Annotated in this window: 20 protein-coding genes; 3 read left to right on the top strand and 17 right to left on the bottom strand. The window is 42.7% G+C overall.

The window, feature by feature from the left end; translation table 11 throughout:
- Positions 1-33: 33 nt before the first annotated feature.
- The 6 genes from J1C77_RS07075 to J1C77_RS07100 form a co-directional block, all read right to left on the bottom strand.
- Positions 34-699 carry a hypothetical protein gene (locus J1C77_RS07075; protein ID WP_002920920.1) on the bottom strand — a complete coding sequence of 222 codons (666 nt, stop codon included), beginning with the start codon at positions 697-699 and terminating at the stop codon, positions 34-36.
- Between the two features lie 304 nt (positions 700-1,003).
- Positions 1,004-1,519 (bottom strand): hypothetical protein, encoded by a 516-nt coding sequence (locus J1C77_RS07080; protein ID WP_002920919.1) that lies wholly within the window; start codon positions 1,517-1,519, stop codon positions 1,004-1,006.
- A 239-nt stretch (positions 1,520-1,758) separates the two neighbouring features.
- Positions 1,759-2,250 carry a hypothetical protein gene (locus J1C77_RS07085; RefSeq protein WP_002920918.1) on the bottom strand — a complete coding sequence of 164 codons (492 nt, stop codon included), beginning with the start codon at positions 2,248-2,250 and terminating at the stop codon, positions 1,759-1,761.
- 39 nt (positions 2,251-2,289) lie between these two features.
- Positions 2,290-2,937, bottom strand: a complete 648-nt coding sequence (locus J1C77_RS07090; protein ID WP_002920917.1) for a hypothetical protein — start codon at positions 2,935-2,937, stop codon at positions 2,290-2,292.
- Between the two features lie 142 nt (positions 2,938-3,079).
- Positions 3,080-3,808, bottom strand: a complete 729-nt coding sequence (gene yaaA, locus J1C77_RS07095) for a peroxide stress protein YaaA (RefSeq protein ID WP_002920916.1) — start codon at positions 3,806-3,808, stop codon at positions 3,080-3,082.
- A gap of 16 nt (positions 3,809-3,824) precedes the next feature.
- Positions 3,825-4,409 (bottom strand): VanZ family protein, encoded by a 585-nt coding sequence (locus tag J1C77_RS07100; protein WP_002920915.1) that lies wholly within the window; start codon positions 4,407-4,409, stop codon positions 3,825-3,827.
- 129 nt (positions 4,410-4,538) lie between these two features.
- On the opposite strand from J1C77_RS07100, the gene J1C77_RS07105 reads away from it, so the two are divergent.
- On the top strand, positions 4,539-5,000 hold the full coding sequence (locus tag J1C77_RS07105; protein ID WP_002920914.1) for a DUF1836 domain-containing protein: 462 nt from the start codon (positions 4,539-4,541) through the stop codon (positions 4,998-5,000).
- Entirely contained in the window at positions 4,984-5,631 is a 648-nt protein-coding gene (trhA, locus tag J1C77_RS07110; protein ID WP_002900134.1) for a PAQR family membrane homeostasis protein TrhA, read from the top strand. Before J1C77_RS07105 ends, trhA begins: the two co-directional genes overlap by 17 nt.
- 32 nt (positions 5,632-5,663) lie before the next feature.
- Here the strand turns inward: trhA and J1C77_RS07115 are convergent, their stop codons facing one another.
- Together J1C77_RS07115 and J1C77_RS07120 are read right to left on the bottom strand one after the other, a co-directional pair.
- Positions 5,664-6,263, bottom strand: coding sequence for an ECF transporter S component (locus J1C77_RS07115; protein ID WP_002920912.1), 600 nt, complete (start codon positions 6,261-6,263; stop codon positions 5,664-5,666).
- Positions 6,244-7,110 carry a pyridoxamine kinase gene (locus tag J1C77_RS07120; protein ID WP_002920911.1) on the bottom strand — a complete coding sequence of 289 codons (867 nt, stop codon included), beginning with the start codon at positions 7,108-7,110 and terminating at the stop codon, positions 6,244-6,246. The genes J1C77_RS07115 and J1C77_RS07120 overlap by 20 nt, the downstream gene beginning before the upstream one ends.
- A gap of 39 nt (positions 7,111-7,149) precedes the next feature.
- On the opposite strand from J1C77_RS07120, the gene J1C77_RS07125 reads away from it, so the two are divergent.
- A complete protein-coding gene (locus J1C77_RS07125; protein ID WP_002920910.1) occupies positions 7,150-8,469 on the top strand; it encodes a PLP-dependent aminotransferase family protein in 1,320 nt (439 codons plus the stop codon).
- 49 nt (positions 8,470-8,518) lie between these two features.
- Here the strand turns inward: J1C77_RS07125 and J1C77_RS07130 are convergent, their stop codons facing one another.
- The 9 genes from J1C77_RS07130 to rfbA all read right to left on the bottom strand — a co-directional run bounded on the left by J1C77_RS07130 (position 8,519) and on the right by rfbA (position 17,972).
- Complete coding sequence (locus J1C77_RS07130; protein WP_002920909.1) at positions 8,519-10,258, bottom strand: ABC transporter ATP-binding protein; 1,740 nt, start codon at positions 10,256-10,258, stop codon at positions 8,519-8,521.
- 1 nt (position 10,259) lies between these two features.
- Positions 10,260-12,002: an ABC transporter ATP-binding protein gene (locus J1C77_RS07135; protein WP_002920908.1), complete on the bottom strand. Its 1,743-nt coding sequence runs from the start codon at positions 12,000-12,002 to the stop codon at positions 10,260-10,262.
- 87 nt (positions 12,003-12,089) lie between these two features.
- Positions 12,090-12,761, bottom strand: a complete 672-nt coding sequence (locus tag J1C77_RS07140) for an MmcQ/YjbR family DNA-binding protein (protein WP_002920907.1) — start codon at positions 12,759-12,761, stop codon at positions 12,090-12,092.
- 32 nt (positions 12,762-12,793) lie between these two features.
- Complete coding sequence (locus J1C77_RS07145; RefSeq protein ID WP_042762823.1) at positions 12,794-13,426, bottom strand: copper homeostasis protein CutC; 633 nt, start codon at positions 13,424-13,426, stop codon at positions 12,794-12,796.
- Between the two features lie 64 nt (positions 13,427-13,490).
- Entirely contained in the window at positions 13,491-14,351 is an 861-nt protein-coding gene (locus J1C77_RS07150) for a GNAT family N-acetyltransferase (RefSeq protein WP_002920905.1), read from the bottom strand.
- Positions 14,352-14,441: 90 nt separating this feature from the next.
- Positions 14,442-15,041, bottom strand: coding sequence for a hypothetical protein (locus J1C77_RS07155; protein ID WP_002920904.1), 600 nt, complete (start codon positions 15,039-15,041; stop codon positions 14,442-14,444).
- A 203-nt stretch (positions 15,042-15,244) separates the two neighbouring features.
- On the bottom strand, positions 15,245-16,291 hold the full coding sequence (gene rfbB / locus J1C77_RS07160; RefSeq protein WP_042762820.1) for a dTDP-glucose 4,6-dehydratase: 1,047 nt from the start codon (positions 16,289-16,291) through the stop codon (positions 15,245-15,247).
- Between the two features lie 213 nt (positions 16,292-16,504).
- Positions 16,505-17,098 (bottom strand): dTDP-4-dehydrorhamnose 3,5-epimerase family protein, encoded by a 594-nt coding sequence (locus J1C77_RS07165; RefSeq protein WP_042762819.1) that lies wholly within the window; start codon positions 17,096-17,098, stop codon positions 16,505-16,507.
- A 4-nt stretch (positions 17,099-17,102) separates the two neighbouring features.
- Positions 17,103-17,972: a glucose-1-phosphate thymidylyltransferase RfbA gene (rfbA, locus tag J1C77_RS07170; RefSeq protein ID WP_002897349.1), complete on the bottom strand. Its 870-nt coding sequence runs from the start codon at positions 17,970-17,972 to the stop codon at positions 17,103-17,105.
- Positions 17,973-18,038: the final 66 nt, after the last annotated feature.

Raw genomic sequence — 18,038 nt, forward strand, 5'->3', positions numbered from 1 at the left:
TTTTCCTTATAGATTCCGTATCGTTTCAAGACTCTATCCATTCTGCAAGATTTCATCTTCTTTCCGTTTTCTCTGCTGACCCGACCACCTGATACATAGCAACAATACTATCATACGAAGAATCAAATAGACCAAACGAAGTATTTTCATCTTACCCAGAGCAGACAAAAACTCCTCCCTTGCATGTCCCACTTCTTGACCTAACTGTTCAACCGTTTTGCCTGTTTCCTCTTTAATAACAGCTGCATTCTTTGAAATCAAATAATAATTTTGCTCTAAACTAGTGGTATAGGCTCTGGATATTGGTTCATCTAAGAAAAAATATACTCTATCAGCATACTTATCTTCAGACAGAGTATAGTATATTTCAGCTTCACTCTCCCATTTTTTAGGAAAACTAGTTATTCTAATATTTTCATAGTCCAGATGCATAATGCCATCCAAAATGTCACTAGTCCATTCTTCCGCATAGTGATAAAGAGTTGCCTTCTTATCTACCATTGGCCAAACCATAACATACCGACTATGCATGAATTCCTTGGTCAAGGCCGAGTTGCTAGCCAGACTGGTCGCACCAATCTCATATAAAGACCAAACAAGCGCAATGAGCATTAAAAAAGATTGGGCAGGTTTTGTTTTGAAATAATTCTGAAGTAAGCTAACCTTAGTATCAGTTTCCCTATTCTGTTTTCCAAACATCTTTAAATTTTACTTCTCCCCAATTATGTAAATTAAACGAAACAAATAATTGTTTTTTTCATCCAATCACTAGATATCCAGTTGTTCATAAGCACACTTAAAAGCGTAATATTGATAACGTTCATAAGCAAAATAGGAAGGAATCAGGATCATCAGGTATTTATAGCGTTTGAATTTAACGAACATTTATATCAGCCGCTCTTTCTAAAAAGTCAAAAAAAGCCTCCTGATTTTTCCTCTTCAACAGTTTTACCATGCTCTATAAGAAAGGCTTCACTCTTCCCTGTCCGCAATATCTCACGCCTTATTTAGAAGCTAGTTGCTGTTCCATTTTTTCAAAGAACTGATTCAATTCTGTTTGAACCTGATGTAGTAGCTCTTTTTCTTGAGTCTCATCTATTTCAATTTTTTCCCCAGTACCATCTTTCTCTATAGAATCATAACTCGAATCAATTAAATTCAATTTTTTATCTAAGAAAAACGCTACATCTGTTTCTTTACCATTAATTGTAACGGAAAAAAGAACTAGAAGCTCACTGTCTTCCAAACTAGTTGGCGGGCGCACATCCAAGTTTAATTTACCAGGTATTTTAAGTTCATTTATTCCCCATCGCCGAATCACCGGGTCATCCGGAATTCCATAGCCAGCATCTCGGATAATATCCTCGTTATTACCTGCGAGAATACTTGCCAGTAGTTCAATTTTATTGGCAGAAGAAAAATCTGGTTCAGGTTTATCATCAGGCCCAAAGAGCAACCAAATGACAAAAGCAGTTATTATCAAAAGTAGGATGCTTATTATTTTTTTACGTACCGACATTTTTATCTTCTCCTCGCTTCAAATAATCATAAAAATCTTCTTTTGATTTTTTATGCTCATCCGTATCTGGTTTCCATAAGAAATCCCATCTTTTGCCATGTTTGATAAATTGTCCACCTGCTGTACAAGCTTCTTACATGAGTTCTCCAGAGGCTAGAGTAGCTATCAGGTAGTCACGCTCTTTAGGCAGTCGGTCTGTAACTTGATTGCTAATTCTAAGTTGTTGCCAACGCTTTACCTTACTTGTCCACCACTTGAGCTTCAAAGTGAGCTGTCTTGTCGTCTACATTGGTGATGGTGATCGTGTAGGACTTGTTATTAGTTACATTAAAAGCTTTTTCCCCCTGGTAGCTGACAACAATTCCATCCTGCACTAATTTAATATCTTTTTGATTATTGGGTAACTCTTCATCAGCATCTTCTGAATGATGGCTTCGAACAAGTTTTTGCCCTTCAACATCATAAAAAATATCGCCATGCATCTCAAACCAAACTCCTGAACCTGATAATTTAAGCTTATTATTATTATTATTTTTCTTCAAAATTAATACAGAATAGTATTCCACATCTTGTGTCCGAGGTTTGACTTTCAGACTAATAGACTGGCCAGGTTGTAAGGTATATTTACCAAGATTTTGTGCCCATAAATAAAAGAGAAAAGCAGATGCCAGAACTCCAACAAGCAATAAACTACAACCTAAATTCCAATTCCATTGTTTTTTCAAGGTCATTTGTGAATCTCCTTATAGCCCCCATATCATATTAGGACTCTATTCATTCTGCAATATTTCGTTCTCTTTCAATTTTCTCTGCTGACCCGACAACCTGATACATAGCAACAGTACTATCATACGAAGAATCAAATAGACCAAACGAAGGATTTTCATCTTACCAAGAGCAGACAAGAAGTCCTCCCTTGCACGCACTATCTCATGGGTTAATTCCTCAAAATTCTTACCCGTTTTTTTCTCTACAATAGCTGCATTCTTTGATATTAGATTGTATCTAGTGTCTAATGTCGAAAAATTTGATTTGGACAACGACCCGTCTAAAGGAAACGAAATCGCATAATTTTCCTTATTAGGAATCTGATTGTATTCAGCGGAAACTTGATCATCATATTTACTAGGGTAACAGGTCATTTTTATATTCTCATAGTCCAGATGCATAATGCCATCCAAAATGTCACTAGTCCATTCTTCCGCATAGTGGTATAGATTCGCCTTTCTATCTACTATAGGCCAAACCATAACATACCGACTATGCATGAATTCCTTGGTCAAGGTTGAATTGCTAGCCAGACTGGTCGCACCAATCTCGTATACTGACCAAATAAGAACTATGAGCATTAAGAAAGCTTGAGTTGGTTTGTTTTTATAATAGTTTTTCATTTTTAAAATTTTACTCTTTGATTGCATGTCTGACGTCCTGCTTGCCTTCCAGCAATTACTGTAGTTTAGCTGAACTCTACCTACTGATTTTGCTTATCACTTGTATCTACTCCAACCAATTCACTGATAGCATTCTGAGAGGAAATAGTATCAGACTTGATTTTTCTTTTCACACTTCCTTAACATAAACCAATTCTTGTTCACTGGACAGATCAGGTCGGTAGGTGAAGCCAGCAAAGCTTAAGTTTTTCATCTGTTCGACTTCTGTCACTTTGTTAGTTATTAGAGCTGTTAAAAACTCACCACGCGCTTTTTTAGAAATGGTCGAATGGACTTTCAATTTGCCACCTCGGTCTTCCAGAAACTTGAAGCTTATCATGCGCTGGCGGATTTCCTTGGAAAAGACTGTTTCAAACTCGCTGGACAGAAGGGAGAAAATCACCTCATCTTCTGCCAGAGCCTGGTCATAAGCTTCTTTCCAAAATGCCTTGAGGCTCTTTCCATCTAACTTGAGTGGCATCATAAAGTCCAAGCGATGGGGCGCTATGGGCTCCAGGGCTGGGATGACACCGTAAAGCGCTGATGTGATAGCAAGATGCTTCTTGATATACTGACTTTCCTCCTTGGTATAGTCCTGCCTCTTGATATGACGGTACATGAGTCCATCAAAAAGATAAAGTGCTGGAGCGTGCTGCGCAGTTCCTTCTCGCAGAGCCTGAATGGCTTGCCACTCTACCTCTGCTCTTTCTGGGGAGATTTTATAAAATGATGCCAAGTCAGCTACTGACATGGCTGCCAACTCATCCAACACAGCCTGAGTTTGTGCTGAAAGTGGGTTAGAGATTGCAGATGGCGCAGTTAGATTCAACTCTTTCGCAGTTGGGATAAGAATTTTCATAGTTTCCTTCTTTCATTTAGTGAATATGATGGACAACCCATTTTCCCAAGGCTGTCTCTAGTAGATAGCTGCCGATAATGAAGCCTAGCAGATTAGTCAGGATATCACCCAAGTCAAAAATGCCAAGGTGAAAGAGATATTGGCTACCCTCAACCAGACTGATAGCCAAGGTAAAATAAGCCACATGTTTCCATGATAGGTTGCAGAGAAAGCCCAGCGGAATGAACATAATGATATTCATGGTTGGTACCAGTTTATCTCCATAAATCCAATTATAGGTAAAAGATTGCAGGTCCAGACTGAAGCCCTGCCTGCCGATATTTTTCAAAAAGAGGGCATAGAATAGAATGAGAAAATAGAGGACATAACTGGCTAGCACCAGCCAACGAGGAATGTGCCGACTATAGAGGCCACGAATAAAAAGCGAGCTGATAGCTGTCAAAGTCAGAATGATAGAAGCTGGTATCAGCAGGTTCCACTCTGGCTGATTCTTGTAAAAGACGACGGCTACATAGGCATAAAAAAAGCGCATATAGAGCCAAGACCAAAAAATCAGACTGCCTAGGAAGGCTGCCATATCAAAGATTGTTTGTTTTTTCATCTGAAACCTCCCTTTCTTCTTTTTAAAATTATATCAAATTTCAATGGGACATTCTATTTTTTGCTTGACTTTGATTTACAGAGATGTTATCATCTAGTTATAAAGACTAGATAAGAAAGTGATAAAGATTTGAACGCTCAACAAGTTTTTCCCAAGTGGGACGAATTACCAGAACTGGAGCTATATTTGGACCAAGTTCTGCTCTATGTAAACAATGTCTGTGGCTCTTCCATTTCAGCTGCTGACAAGGGATTGACCGCTTCTATGATTAATAACTATGTCAAGCACGGCTATATTGCCAAGCCGGTCAAGAAAAAATACCAACGCCGCCAAGTAGCACGCTTGATTGCCATTACAACCTTAAAAACGGTCTTTTCTATCCAGGAAATTTCAGCTACTTTAAATATGCTACATAAAGAAGCAGATTCGCGAGAACTCTATGATGACTTCGTTGACTATATGAACGGTAGCAAGCTGGAGGTGGCACCCATCATTTCCACAGCCTGCCAAACGGTCAAACTCTATCAAAAAACCTTGTCCCTAATCCAAGTACCAAATGAGGAGGAAGAAAACCTTGAACTACGCGCTTAAACTCAGTAAAAAACTATCCTTTGGAGAGGAAATTGCCAACGCTGTTACACATGCGGTAGGGGCTGTTCTGATGCTGATTCTACTGCCTATCTCAGCTATTTATAGCTATGAAGGGCACGGGTTGGTGGCTGCTGTCGGAACTTCTATCTTTGTCATCAGCCTCTTTCTCATGTTCCTCTCCTCGACAGTCTATCACTCTATGTCCTATGGCTCTACTCACAAGTATATCTTGCGCATTATTGACCACTCCATGATTTACATCGCCATCGCTGGTAGCTACACGCCTGTCGTGCTGTCGCTGATGAATAACTGGTTTGGCTATCTCATCATTGCTATCCAGTGGGGCACGACCATCTTTGGTATTCTTTATAAGATTTTCGCTAAGAAGGTCAATGAAAAATTCAGCTTAGCTCTCTATCTGATTATGGGCTGGCTGGTGGTCTTTATCATTCCGCAGATTATCGGTCAAACCGGACCTGTCTTCTGGGGGCTCATGCTGGCTGGTGGCCTCTGCTATACTGTAGGTGCTGGCTTCTATGCTCAAAAAAAGCCCTACTTCCACATGATTTGGCACCTTTTCATTCTAGCGGCCTCTGCCCTGCAATACCTTGCTATCGTTTATTTTATGTAATAGAAAAAAACACAAAAACCGTCTGAGAATTCTCAGACGGTTTCTTTGTTTATGCTGATTATTGATTCATCCTTACTTTTCAGTGGTCTTCTTTGCTTATGCGCTTTTCTGATTTGCTTAAAGATTGGATATAAGATTGGGACGGCGATGACTGTGGCTAGACTAGAGCCAAATGTACCAGTAATCTCAGCTACTGCCAGTAAAAAGGCTGCTGGTAAACTACTCCCGCCAAACAGTGTTCCTGTCAGAGTGTACTTGAAGATATTGAGCACAATTTTCACCAAAGCAGCTGCTACTGCTGTCACAAGAATATTTCTTAGTTTATCCTTTCTCTGAAAAAGTTCTTCATACAGAAAATGAATCACCGCGGCCACCGCAAGAGCTTCTAGCAAGATAACTGGGATTTCCGCTACATAACCATTTAGCAAGTCAAATATTCCCAATCCAATAGCAGCCGCTAAAAAACCGAGTTTACTGCCAAAAATCAGACAACCCACTACCACCAGCGCATTCCCAAAGTGAATAAACTGAGCTCCCACAGGAATTTTAAAAAACTGAATGCTCAAAAAAATCAAAGCAGCAAATAAACTAATCATGGTTAAGGTTTGCAAATCAAGTGTTTGTTTCTTCATATTTTTCCTCCATTAAGGCTTGAAAATCAGCGAAAAGCTCTCCTAGATAGGGCTGGTAAACAACGCCCTTCTTTGGATCTATTTGCTTTTTAAAGCTAAGTGACAAGCTCTTTTCAATAAACTTCAAAATCACAGGCAGGGCTTGATTGATGTCAATCCCCTGAACAAAAGCCGCAGCTACAAGTGTCGTCAGTATATCACCCGTTCCAAAAAATTGCTGGGGCAGAGCTGGACTGGAAAAGAGGTTAAACTCTTCTGTTACCACATCAAAATAGGCCACACCAATCTGTTTCTCTTTCATAGGCAAGCCAGTTAGCAAGACCTTGCTCGGTCCTAACTCAGCCAAACGCTTGCAGTAGTCCTCCCATCTATCTTCTGATAAACTCTCTTCGTAGGGTTCCTCTAACAACAAACAGGCTTCCGTCAAATTGGGCAGAACCAAATCGGCATGTTGGCAGAGGCGACGCATATGGTCTAGATGGGCATCTGAAAATCCCTGATAAAAAGTCCCCTTGTCCCCCATGATAGGATCCACGATAAGGGGCAAGTTTTTTTCCTTTTTAAAGCGCAGCAAATTTTCCACCTGAATATCAGACTTCAAATATCCTGTTACCAGAGCTGAAAAGTCGAACTCTAGGCTCTGCCATTGTTTCAAAAAAGCAAGCATCCCGCTCGTATAATCATCTATGTAGATGTCTGAAAAACCGCCTGTATGGGACGATAAAATCATAGTTGGCAAGAGGGCCACCTCTAGCTGGCAAATTGCAAAGAGCGGCAGGGCAGCTGTTGCAGCAACCTTACCTAAGCCAGAAATATCTGTGGCCAGAATAACTGTTTTTGTTTTCATGACTCCTCCTACTTGCTCTCTATTGTAAAATATCTGAAAATGAGTTACAATATGAAAAAATCAAATCTGTATGGGGACAGTTTTATGACCAAGGCAAAATACCAACGCATCGTTGATAAGATTACTAAGGATATTAAAGAGGGAAAACTGGCAACTGGTCAGAAAATTCCTTCTGTCCGCAAGCTTGCTGAGCGTTATCACTGTAGCAAGGATACCGCGCAAAAGGCTCTGATTGAGCTCAAGTATCAAAAGTACATCTATGCCGTTCCCAAAAGTGGCTACTATGTGCTGGAGAATGCCCAGGAAGAAAAGCAGGATTTGGAGCTGCCTGTGAGGGATGACCGTCACCAAGCCTATGAGGATTTCCGACTCTGTGTAAATGAAACTCTGATTGGCCGGGAAAATTATCTCTTCAACTATTACCCTCAACAGGAAGGACTGGAGGATTTGCGCCACTCTGTGCAAAAACTGATGTTGGACTCTGCTGTCTATGCTTCTAGGGATCGGTTGGTACTGACTTCCGGCACCCAACAGGCCCTCTATATCCTCTCACAAATTGAATTCCCCAATCAAAAAGAGCATATCTTGGTAGAGCAGCCGACCTACCATCGGATTAATGATCTTCTGCTAGCGCAAAAACTTCCTTATGAAACCATTGAAAGGACTCCGCAGGGGATTAATCTGCAAGAACTTGAGAGGATTTTTCAAAGCGGAAAGATTAAATTTTTCTACACTATTCCACGCTTTCACTATCCCTTGGGCCACTCCTACAGTCGGCAGGACAAGGAAGAGATTCTTCAGCTAGCCCAGCTCTATGATGTCTATATCGTAGAAGATGACTACCTATCAGACTTTGATAGCCGGCGGGAGCTGACCTTTCACTATCTAGACAATAGCCAGCGGGTCATCTACATCAAATCTTTTTCTACCAGCCTTTTCCCAGCCCTAAGAATCACCGCCCTGCTCCTTCCGCCCCAGATTCAAAAGACCTTTATCGCTTATAAAAGTGCCGTGGACTATGACAGCAACCTCATCATGCAGAAGGCCCTATCGCTCTACATCGACAGTCTCATGTTTGAAAAAAATAGGCTGGCGCTGCTGCAGCTACAAGAAGAGGAAGCAAGAAAGGCGCAGATACTACTGGAGCTAGCTCAGCTGCCGCTATCCAGCTATCTGACCAAGGACGGCATTTTGTTAGACTTGAGGTCACTTCCTTCCGTCAGTGCTCTCAAACATAGTAGCCTACCGCTTGACTTCTTTGAACAGAGCTACCTTGCTAGCTGTCCTTACCAGTACGCCAAGCTGCCTTATGATAACTTAGAAGAAAATCTAGAGAAATTAAAAGACTATTTAAAATAGGTGTAGAATTCCAAATGAATTCTACACCTTTCATTTATAATCAAGCTTTTCAAGACTCCATCATCCCAGCCTGTAGTTGGTACATTTTCTTATAGGTGCCATCCCGTGCTAGCAATTCTTCGTGGCTGCCGGATTCGATAATGCGGCCCTTATCTAAGACATAGATGCAGTCGGCATCCTGAATGGTAGATAATCGGTGGGCTATGGCAATGGTTGTCCTACCCTGCCGCATTTTTCTCAGTGAGGCTTGAATCAGCTCCTCTGTCTCCGAATCAATATTGGCTGTCGCCTCATCCAAAATCAAGATTTTAGGTTTGGTGGCGATGGTTCTGGCAAAGGCTAGAAGCTGCCGTTGACCGCTGGAAAACGTCGCTCCCCGCTCAGTCACAGGGGAATCATAGCCTTGAGGCAGCTGACTGATAAAGCCATGAGCGTCTACAAACTTAGCCGCTTCTATAATTTCTTCTCGCGTCAGCTGCTCTTGGTAAAGCTGGATATTGGAAGCAACGGTACCGTGATAAAGGAAAGGCTCCTGCAAAACAAGGCCAATCTTTCGCCGCAGCTCCGCCTGACTATAGTCTTTAATATCGCGTCCATCAACCAAAATCTGCCCCCGCTCAAATTCATAAAAACGCAGAAAGAGATTGATAATGGAGGACTTGCCAGAGCCAGTCGAACCCACAAAGGCAATCGTCTGCCCTTTTTTGACTGAAAAGGAGATATCCTGTAAAACATCTCGCTTTCCATCATAAGAAAAGGAAACATGCTTGAATTCGATGCTGCCATCTTGGATTTGCAAGTCTTGGTTAGCCTGCTCAGGCTCGTAGTCAGTGCGGTCTATGATTTCAAAAACCCGCTCCGCAGCAACCATAGATGTCTGCAGAACAGAGTAATTCTGCATGACATCAATCAAAGGATTAAAAAGCTGATTGACATACTGGATAAAGGCATACATAATACCTGCCGTAATACCCGCCACTTGCCAAGTCAAGCCAAAGTAAGTCAGAATCACTCCATAAGCCAAAATTTTTAGCAGAGACATGGCCGGTCTCAGAAAGAGACTATTGATATTGAGATAGCGATTGGTAAAGCCTAAATGCTGACCGTTGATTTCTTCAAATTCCCGCAGCAAACGCTTCTCTTGCCCAAAAGCTTGGATAATCCGCATCCCTTCAATACTCTCAGATAGCTTGACATTTAAATCGCTGAGCTTATTCCGGACCTGCTTCAGCTGACGATTGGATAAATGCTGATAGAGCAAGATAGAGGCTGCCATCAAAGGCAGAAAGAGAGCAATCATCAGGGTCAATTGCCAGTTGAGGGCAAACATAGCGCTCAGAGTAACAACTAAAATCAGCAAGGAACTCAAAAAATTAGAAAAAATCTCACTGAACATATCTGCTACTGCCTGAGTATCATTAGTCAGGCGGGAAACGATAGCACCAGCTGGCGTTTTATCAAAATAAGCCATTTGCAGACGCTGGATATTGGCAAAGCTTTCCTGTCGCAAGTCCCGAACCACGCTTTGAGCCACACGAGCAAAGAAATACTTTCCCAAGAAGGTAAAAAGTACCCGCAAGAGGAAAAGGCCATAGTAAAGAGCCAGCAAAGGCAGACCAGCCCAAGCTTGGTTACGGCCGATAAATTGATCAATAAAATAGCGGGCCAAAAGCGGCAATGCTGTTGTGACCAGAGTCGTCAGCAGGATGAAGATCAAAGCCATGCTGCTCACTATCCTGTAGCGCCACATATAGCCTAGGAGGCGATGAAAAGTTGGTTTCTTTTTCATATTAATCTTCCTCCTTCAAGCTTTCTGCCAGCTGCTGATTGTGATAAGTTTGGGCGTACCAGCCCTTTTGCTCCAGTAGCTCTTGGTGAGTGCCCCGTTCCTTGATCCGCCCCTCTTCCATAACCAAAATCAGGTCTGCATGCACCAAGGCTGACAGCCGATGAGCTGTGATGATGGTAGTCTTGCCAGCACGCTCTGACTTTAGATTTTCTAAAATCAGATGCTCTGTCTTGGCATCAACAGCCGACAGGGAATCATCCAAAATCAGGATTTCAGGATTGGTAATAATAGCCCGACTCATCGCCAAGCGCTGCTTCTGTCCACCAGACAGAGACAAACCCCGCTCACCGACAACCGTATCCAGCCCCTCTGGCATAGCCTGAATATCCTCATACACACCGCATAGTTTAGCGGCAGCTAGAACCTGGCTATCTGTCAGCTGGGGATTAGCAAAGCGGATATTGTCCCGAATGGACAGAGCAAAGAGCATCTGTTCCTGTGGTACATAGCCGATAAGACGGCGCAAGTCTTTGAGGCGGTACTCTCGGATATCATGGCCATTCAGATAGATAGCCCCCTCCTGAATATCTTGCTCCCGCAGTAGCAAGCGCAAAAGAGTGGTCTTCCCTGAGCCCGTCTGACCGACAATTCCCAGTGTCTGCCCCTGCTCAATGGAAAAATGAATATCCGATAAACTAGTCTCCTCTGCATAAGAAAACTTCTGAATATCATAATCCAATCGGCCATTTTCCGCATGAGAGAGAGGTTGTTCAGCTTCCTTGACATCTGACTCCTGAGCCAGCAGTTTCTCAATTCGCTCATAAGAAACAGCCCCTCGCTGGCCGATGTTAAAAAGATAGCCTGTAGCCTGCAGCGGCCAAACCAGCATATCCAGATAAGTGATAAAGGTAACCAACTCTCCTATGGTAAACTGCCCTTGGGAGATAAAAATCCCACCGAAAATCAAGGTCAAAACATAAGAAAGACCGATAAAAAGCAAAACCAAGGGGTCAAAAAGAGAATCGTACTTGGCAGCCAAAACGTTTTTTTCGTAGACTTCTTGATTTGTCTTGGCAAAAGACTGAGTCTCCGCCTCCTGATATCCAAAGGACTTGGTCACTCGAATCCCTGAAACACTCTCCTGAACCTTATTGTTCAAATCCGAAAATGCCTCTTGAGCAGCCTTAAAACTTTCATGATTTTTTCGGCCAATCAAGCCCGTACCCCACGACAAGAAGGGCATGGGCACAATGGCAATCAAGGTTAGCCGCCAGTCCAAAACGAAAAACATAGTTAGCAGGGTCACCAGGGCTGTAATAGAAGCATCCACAGCTGACATGACTCCACCCCCAGCCAGACTGACAATTGCATTGATATCGTTGGTCGCATGAGCCATCAAGTCCCCTGTACGGTATTTCTGATAAAAAGAGGGAGACATGTGAGTAAAGTGCTCGAACAATCGAGAGCGCAGAATCCGTCCCAGATTATTGGACGTCCCTAAGATATAAAGGCGCCAGACATAACGCAGGCCATACATGATAAAAGCTGAAGCAATCAGCAACAGCAAATTAAAGAGCAGCTCTTGAGAAGTCAGGTGTTTGCTAGCAATTCGGTCAATAACCTGACCGATGACTTTGGGCGGTATCAGATTGAAGACACTGACCAAGGACAAGGCCAAGATACCGATGATATAGCGCCGCTTTTCCAACTTAAAAAACCAGGCTAATTTTCTAATGAGGTTCATAATTTCTCCTATTCTTACTAGTCTTTTTATTATACTGTTTTTTGAGGAAAAATGAAACACAGCGGATTGGAGCGCTGTGCTTCGATTCTATTTTTTACTGGTCAGCTGGTAACTTACAGCCAGTAAATCAAAGATTTCCTGATCGCTCAGGCTATCATCCAAGGGCAGACTGAGCCAATATTTCTTATTCATGTGAAAGGCTGGATAAATCCCCTTTTTCTGAATCAGTTCTGCTACATGATCATTCTTAACATTTAGCACCTCAATAGCGCCGCTTCGCTCTGCTTCAAACTTAGACCAGTCTGTGGTCAGAAAAGCCCCATACCATTTTTTACTGTCCTGGTGGCGGAAAACTCCAGCCTTGGTCGAGCTCTTTCTGGACGACTTCTCCCAGAGGTACTCTATTTGCCCCTGATAAACCTCAGCCGCATGATCCCGCAGTCGCTTACTCTGCTCATAGAGAAAGCCAACCTCGTCAAAACAGTGCTGACGGATAGCCAGCAGTACTGCCTGACAAGCTTCACGGACCTGACCGACAAACTCCCCCGTCACCTGCTCCATCTTGACCTGCAGATAAACATCATCAGTATCGCAGTCAAAGACCTGATAGTCCAACTCCCCATCTCTGATAGTTACTTCCAAGCGAAAGTCACCCTTCATAATCTTCTGCGAGAAATGGTAAACTCCATCAGACTCCTTAAAACCGTAAGTCTGAAGCTTATTTGGATTAGACTTGTATTTTTCAAATAGTTCCAACATTTTATTAGGAGCCGCTAGAGCCCTTCTCCTCCTTAAAATACAATTTTAGTCCCATGCAGCTGGTCAACTGCCAGACTGTCTATAATTTGCTGACGATTGCCCAGATGAATGCCACCGCCCGGCATGATATCAATCCGATCAGCGGCATGCTCGATTAATTCGTCCAGCCAAGCAAAATGCTCCTCAATCGGCTCATTAGCAGATCCTCCGTGGGTCAAAATTCGCTGGACACCGTTCTCAATCAGCCAATCCATTTCGCCAAACTGGTATTCAGCCGGTATCGCATCAAAAGCCATGTGGAAGACTACTTCCAGTCCCTTGCATGCCTCCAGCAGCCGCTGCATCTTCGAAACATCTATTTCGTTCTTCTCCGTCAAGACACCAAAAACCACTCCCTGACTGCCGACTTCCTTGGCTTTTTGGATATCTGCCAGCATAATCTCAATTTCAAGTTCCGAGTAAACAAAATCACCGCCTCGGGGCCGAATCATGGTCATCACAGTCGCACCGTAAGGCTTGGCTAAGTCAACTGCTGCTTGAATCACGCCATAGCTGGGCGTCGTGCCTCCGACAGCCAGATTATCACAGAGCTCAATCCGCTGGGCTCCAGCCTTCATAGCCTTTTTTAACAAGGTTACATTTTCTGCACAAAATTCATAAAGCATCATCTCACCTCTGATTTAATATATTGATTTCCTTTATCTATTATAACACAAGAGCTTCGCGATATCAGCTTTTATCAAATTTTCCAGCTTCTCTCTTACACCAATCAAGCCATTTGGTCTGATAGTCTTCCTTTGACAAGATGCGGTTCTGTAAATCAGCTATCGAGAAGATACCTCTTTCTTGACAAGCCTGAACACAGTATTGATAAAAGTCCCAGTTAAGCTCGTCCCTATCATAATAGATGGGAATATGAGAGAGACCAGCCTGATATGCCTTAAAGGCTCTGCTATGTCCATCAGTAAAGAAAATTTTGCCATCCATGTGCTTGACAGGTAAAGCTTCAAGTTCTTGTTGGTCAAAATCAATACAAATCCTGTCCAGCTTTTCCCGTGAAAGGTAAAACTGACTGGGCTGGATCTGCGCTATGGGCAAGGTCAAATCAAGTGTATAGGACCTACATCTCTCCCTAGCATGAGTTGGATAGAAACCAAGCGACTCAAATAGACTGCGAGAGGGCTGATTGAAATCATAAATTTCTTGAACTGTTAGTTTCTGATAGTCTAGATTGCGTGCGCGCTGCATCAAAGCAGAAAGAACTTTCTTGCCAACTCCTTTCCTACGGTAGTCCACATTTCCAATGATAATAGACAAATCATCTTGCCAAAAGGTCACATCCCCAATGGCCAGCCAACACTCCGGCTCCCATACTTCAATAAAATACACTTCACCTTGCCTAGCAAGATATTCATACATTCTTTGAACTCGCTCCGGCGGATAGGGGTCTCTTCTGCCATCAATCATATAAATCATATCTGGATCTTGGTACCAGTCTAAGGCCAACTCAAACTGGCCATCATAGGCCCGCAAACGCAGATTGTCATCAATAACAATCAGCTCCTCTTGCTGGATATTAGGAATAGGCATCTTTTCTCCCTCACAATGCTATTGCTCAAATAATAGTATAAAAACTCCATTTGATTCGGAAGACTTCTTCCTCAAATGAAGTTTTCTTTTTTAGATTCCATAACCCATGCTGAACTGGATTTTAGCAGCACCGTTCTGGAAGCTGATCTTGTTAATGCTGAATTGACTCTGCGGCAGAGCTAGAAGGAAACTATCTCCCTCCGTTGTGATAGATGAATTAGAGGCCTGCATTTGTTGCTTCAGCATGCCTGTCACCCAAGATTTAGGGATAGGAAGAGAGCCTAGCTTGGCACTATCAATTGTGATGTGCAAGACATTATCCCTCACCGTCACATCCACCTCTAGGTCCAGCTTACTGTCAATGAAGAGCAACTTAACCGGATACTGGATGCGCAACTTATTGCCTTCAATGCTGTAAACACTGTTCAGCAGCTCCTGATTCTCAGAGTCAGTCAGAGAAGATTTGAGCACCTGATTAAGCTGGACGCTATTGAGAGAAACCTCCGTGCTGACTCCCTGAGCCGTTACATTGGCATTACTCAAAGCCGGCTCAATAATACTCATCCAGGAAGCACTGCCTTGAACATTCTTTAATTGTTCACTTTGATTAACAGATGCAGGAACCAGAAATAGCACCGCTGCAAGCAACAGCACCAAAGCAATTCCCACTACTCTTTTTACCATTTTCATGTTTGTATTCCTTTAATTTGAGAAAATCCCTTTAGCCAAAAACACAGAAAGGATTTATCTTATTTTACACTATTTTTGCATAATTTTCTGTAACAAACATATTAAAAAGCTAACAATCCTGTGAGAAAAGGCTGGGACAGATAATCCCAGCCTCTCAATCACATAGCGCTAGTTTTACAAGGCTCATCATAGATAGCCTATTCTTATTTAATCACTTCCTGAGTCTTAGCATAGTTGGCTTCGACTGCTTCTTTTTCAGATTTCCACCAATCTTGGTTGTCCGTGTACCACTTGATTGTCTCTTTGAGACCTGCTTCAAAGTTGGTAAACTCTGGCTTCCATCCTAGCTCATCGCGGAGCTTGCTGGCATCAATAGCATAGCGAAGGTCATGGCCGGCACGGTCTGTCACATGGTCATAAGCATCAGCTGGCTGTCCCATTTCCTTGAGAATCAGCTCCAGAACTTCCTTGTTGTTCTTCTCGCCATCAGCACCAATCAAGTAAGTTTCGCCGATTTGTCCCTTGGTCAAAATCGTCCAAACACCTGATGAATGGTCATTGGTATGAATCCAGTCACGAACATTCTTGCCTTCACCATAGAGTTTTGGCTTGATACCGCTCAGGATATTAGTAATCTGGCGCGGAATGAACTTCTCGATGTGCTGGTAAGGACCATAGTTGTTTGAACAGTTAGAAATCGTCGCTTTGACGCCAAATGAACGAACCCAAGCTTTGACAATCAAGTCTGAAGCTGCTTTAGTTGATGAGTAAGGCGAGCTTGGATTGTACTTGGTTTCAGCGGTAAATTTCTCTCCTGGCCCTTCTCCATGACCTGGTAAATCTTCACGCAGAGGCAGGTCCCCATAGACTTCGTCAGTTGACACATGGTGGAAACGAATGTCGTACTTACGAGCTGCTTCCAAGAGTGTGTAAGTTCCGATGAAGTTGGTGTGGATAAATGGACTCGGGTCATTGAGCGAGTTATCATTGTGGCTTTCTGCCGCATAGTGAACGATAGCATCTGCTTCAGAAGCCAGCTTATCTACCAAGGCTGCATCAGCAATATCCCCAACAACTAGCTCAACGCGGTCACCTAAAATTTCTTCAATATTGGCACGATTACCCGCGTAAGTCAGCTTGTCCAGAACTGTCACATGGACATTTGGAAAGTTATTGTAAACATAGTGGACAAAGTTAGAACCGATAAAACCAGCTCCGCCTGTCACGATAATTTTTTTGTATTCAGTCATTGATTTATTTTTTCTCCATAATAAAACAAAATAAGGAATTATTTGTTTCGTAAAAAATAGTAATTTTGAAATTATATAAAGGGCTAAGAAAATAAACAAAAAGAGGAGAACCATCATCAGAATGAATCCTAATGGTCCTAGAGAAATAAGAAAATAGAATATAATCAGCAAGAAATAGATAATATATTCAAACACTTGTTCTATTCACTCTTCTTATAAGTCTTCTTTTCTTAAAGGTTTGACATCCTTAAGTAGCGGATGGTTCTTGTCTGCTTCTGAAACTTCTGCTGCTTCTAGGTTTTCCCATTGGATGCCTAGAGCTGGGTCTGCATAGTTGACAAAGGCATACTTAGGTTTGAGTTCCAGAGCCCAGTAGTCATTCACCAGATAGCTATAGGAAACCGTGTCAGAAAGGACTTGGAAGCCGTTGGCAACGCCACGTGGCACAAAAATTCCCTTGCTGGCATCAATTACTGTCTGGTAGGTATTGCCAAAAGTCTCACCCTCACGTAGGTCGACCCAAGATCCCAGCACCTTGCCGTCATCTGCAACAGAGATATACTTGTCCCAGGGCTCAGCATGAAGACCACGCAGGACATTTTTACGAGAAAAGCTGACATTATTTTGCAGTTTTCCTTCTGCAAAAAAGCTTTCAGGAAAGCCTAGCGGCAGCATTTTTTCCTTTTGGAAATTCTCCTTAAACCAGCCTCGGTTGTCCCCACGAACAGGGATATCAAACTCCAGCATTCCAGGAATTCCAGGAACCTCACGCACTGCTAATTCCTTATCAAAAAATTGTTCCGTCATCTTCTTATTCTTCTCCAATCAAACGCAAGAGATAGTGGCCATATTCATTCTTTTTCAACGGCTGCGCCAATTCGTGCACTTGCTCTTTAGTGATATAGCCCATACGATAGGCAATTTCTTCCAGATTTGCCACCTGAACATTCTGCATCCGCTGGACTGTTTCGATATATTGAGCTGCCTCTAAGAGACTTTCGTGAGTTCCTGTATCCAACCAGGCAAAACCACGTCCCATGAGCTCAACAGACAAATCACCACGATCCAAGTATGCCTTGTTGACATCTGTGATTTCCAGTTCTCCGCGAGGACTTGGCTTGATGTTCTTGGCAATTTCGACGACATCGTTATCATAGAAATACAGTCCTGTCACTGCATAGTTAGAGCGCGGCTGTTCTGGTTTTTCTTCGATAGAAATAGCATTCATATTCTCATCAAATTCTACTACACCAAAGCGTTCTGGATCCTTAACATGGTAGCCAAAAACTGTTGCCCCTTTTTCCTTAGCCGCAGCATTTTGGAGCATTTTACTCAAACCTGGGCCATGGTAAATATTATCCCCAAGAATCAGCGCCACGCGGTCATCTCCAATGAAATCAGCCCCAATGATAAAGGCTTGTGCAAGTCCGTCCGGACTTGGCTGCTCTGCATAAGAGAGCTTGATACCAAACTCAGAGCCATCTCCCAGCAGATCCTCAAAACGAGGCAGATCCGTCGGAGTGGAGATAATCAAGATGTCCTTGATACCAGCCAGCATAAGAGTTGACAGTGGATAATAAATCATGGGTTTGTCATAAACCGGCATAAGCTGTTTTGACGCAGCGCGGGTCAATGGGTACAAACGTGTACCAGAACCACCTGCAAGAATAATACCTTTCATATGAGTTTCCTCTCTTAATGTATTCTCCTTATTCTACCATTTTTGAAAGCGGATGTCATCCTTTTC

This window comes from Streptococcus sanguinis, from assembly GCF_050223295.1.
Classification (GTDB): Bacteria; Bacillota; Bacilli; order Lactobacillales; family Streptococcaceae; genus Streptococcus; species Streptococcus sanguinis_X.

Excerpts from the sequence above, each read along its gene's own strand:
- J1C77_RS07085 (WP_002920918.1), bottom strand. The coding sequence starts at position 2,250 with ATGACCTTGAAAAAACAATGGAATTGGAATTTAGGTTGTAGTTTATTG.
- J1C77_RS07100 (WP_002920915.1), bottom strand. The coding sequence starts at position 4,409 with ATGAAAAAACAAACAATCTTTGATATGGCAGCCTTCCTAGGCAGTCTG.
- rfbB (WP_042762820.1), bottom strand. The coding sequence starts at position 16,291 with ATGACTGAATACAAAAAAATTATCGTGACAGGCGGAGCTGGTTTTATC.
- J1C77_RS07090 (WP_002920917.1), bottom strand. The coding sequence starts at position 2,937 with ATGCAATCAAAGAGTAAAATTTTAAAAATGAAAAACTATTATAAAAAC.
- yaaA (WP_002920916.1), bottom strand. The coding sequence starts at position 3,808 with ATGAAAATTCTTATCCCAACTGCGAAAGAGTTGAATCTAACTGCGCCA.
- J1C77_RS07135 (WP_002920908.1), bottom strand. The coding sequence starts at position 12,002 with ATGAACCTCATTAGAAAATTAGCCTGGTTTTTTAAGTTGGAAAAGCGG.
- J1C77_RS07130 (WP_002920909.1), bottom strand. The coding sequence starts at position 10,258 with ATGAAAAAGAAACCAACTTTTCATCGCCTCCTAGGCTATATGTGGCGC.
- rfbA (WP_002897349.1), bottom strand. The coding sequence starts at position 17,972 with ATGAAAGGTATTATTCTTGCAGGTGGTTCTGGTACACGTTTGTACCCA.
- J1C77_RS07075 (WP_002920920.1), bottom strand. The coding sequence starts at position 699 with ATGTTTGGAAAACAGAATAGGGAAACTGATACTAAGGTTAGCTTACTT.
- J1C77_RS07115 (WP_002920912.1), bottom strand. The coding sequence starts at position 6,263 with ATGAAGAAACAAACACTTGATTTGCAAACCTTAACCATGATTAGTTTA.
- J1C77_RS07140 (WP_002920907.1), bottom strand. The coding sequence starts at position 12,761 with ATGTTGGAACTATTTGAAAAATACAAGTCTAATCCAAATAAGCTTCAG.
- J1C77_RS07080 (WP_002920919.1), bottom strand. The coding sequence starts at position 1,519 with ATGTCGGTACGTAAAAAAATAATAAGCATCCTACTTTTGATAATAACT.
- J1C77_RS07125 (WP_002920910.1), top strand. The coding sequence starts at position 7,150 with ATGAGTTACAATATGAAAAAATCAAATCTGTATGGGGACAGTTTTATG.
- J1C77_RS07165 (WP_042762819.1), bottom strand. The coding sequence starts at position 17,098 with ATGACGGAACAATTTTTTGATAAGGAATTAGCAGTGCGTGAGGTTCCT.
- J1C77_RS07150 (WP_002920905.1), bottom strand. The coding sequence starts at position 14,351 with ATGCCTATTCCTAATATCCAGCAAGAGGAGCTGATTGTTATTGATGAC.
- J1C77_RS07155 (WP_002920904.1), bottom strand. The coding sequence starts at position 15,041 with ATGAAAATGGTAAAAAGAGTAGTGGGAATTGCTTTGGTGCTGTTGCTT.
- J1C77_RS07120 (WP_002920911.1), bottom strand. The coding sequence starts at position 7,110 with ATGAAAACAAAAACAGTTATTCTGGCCACAGATATTTCTGGCTTAGGT.
- J1C77_RS07145 (WP_042762823.1), bottom strand. The coding sequence starts at position 13,426 with ATGCTTTATGAATTTTGTGCAGAAAATGTAACCTTGTTAAAAAAGGCT.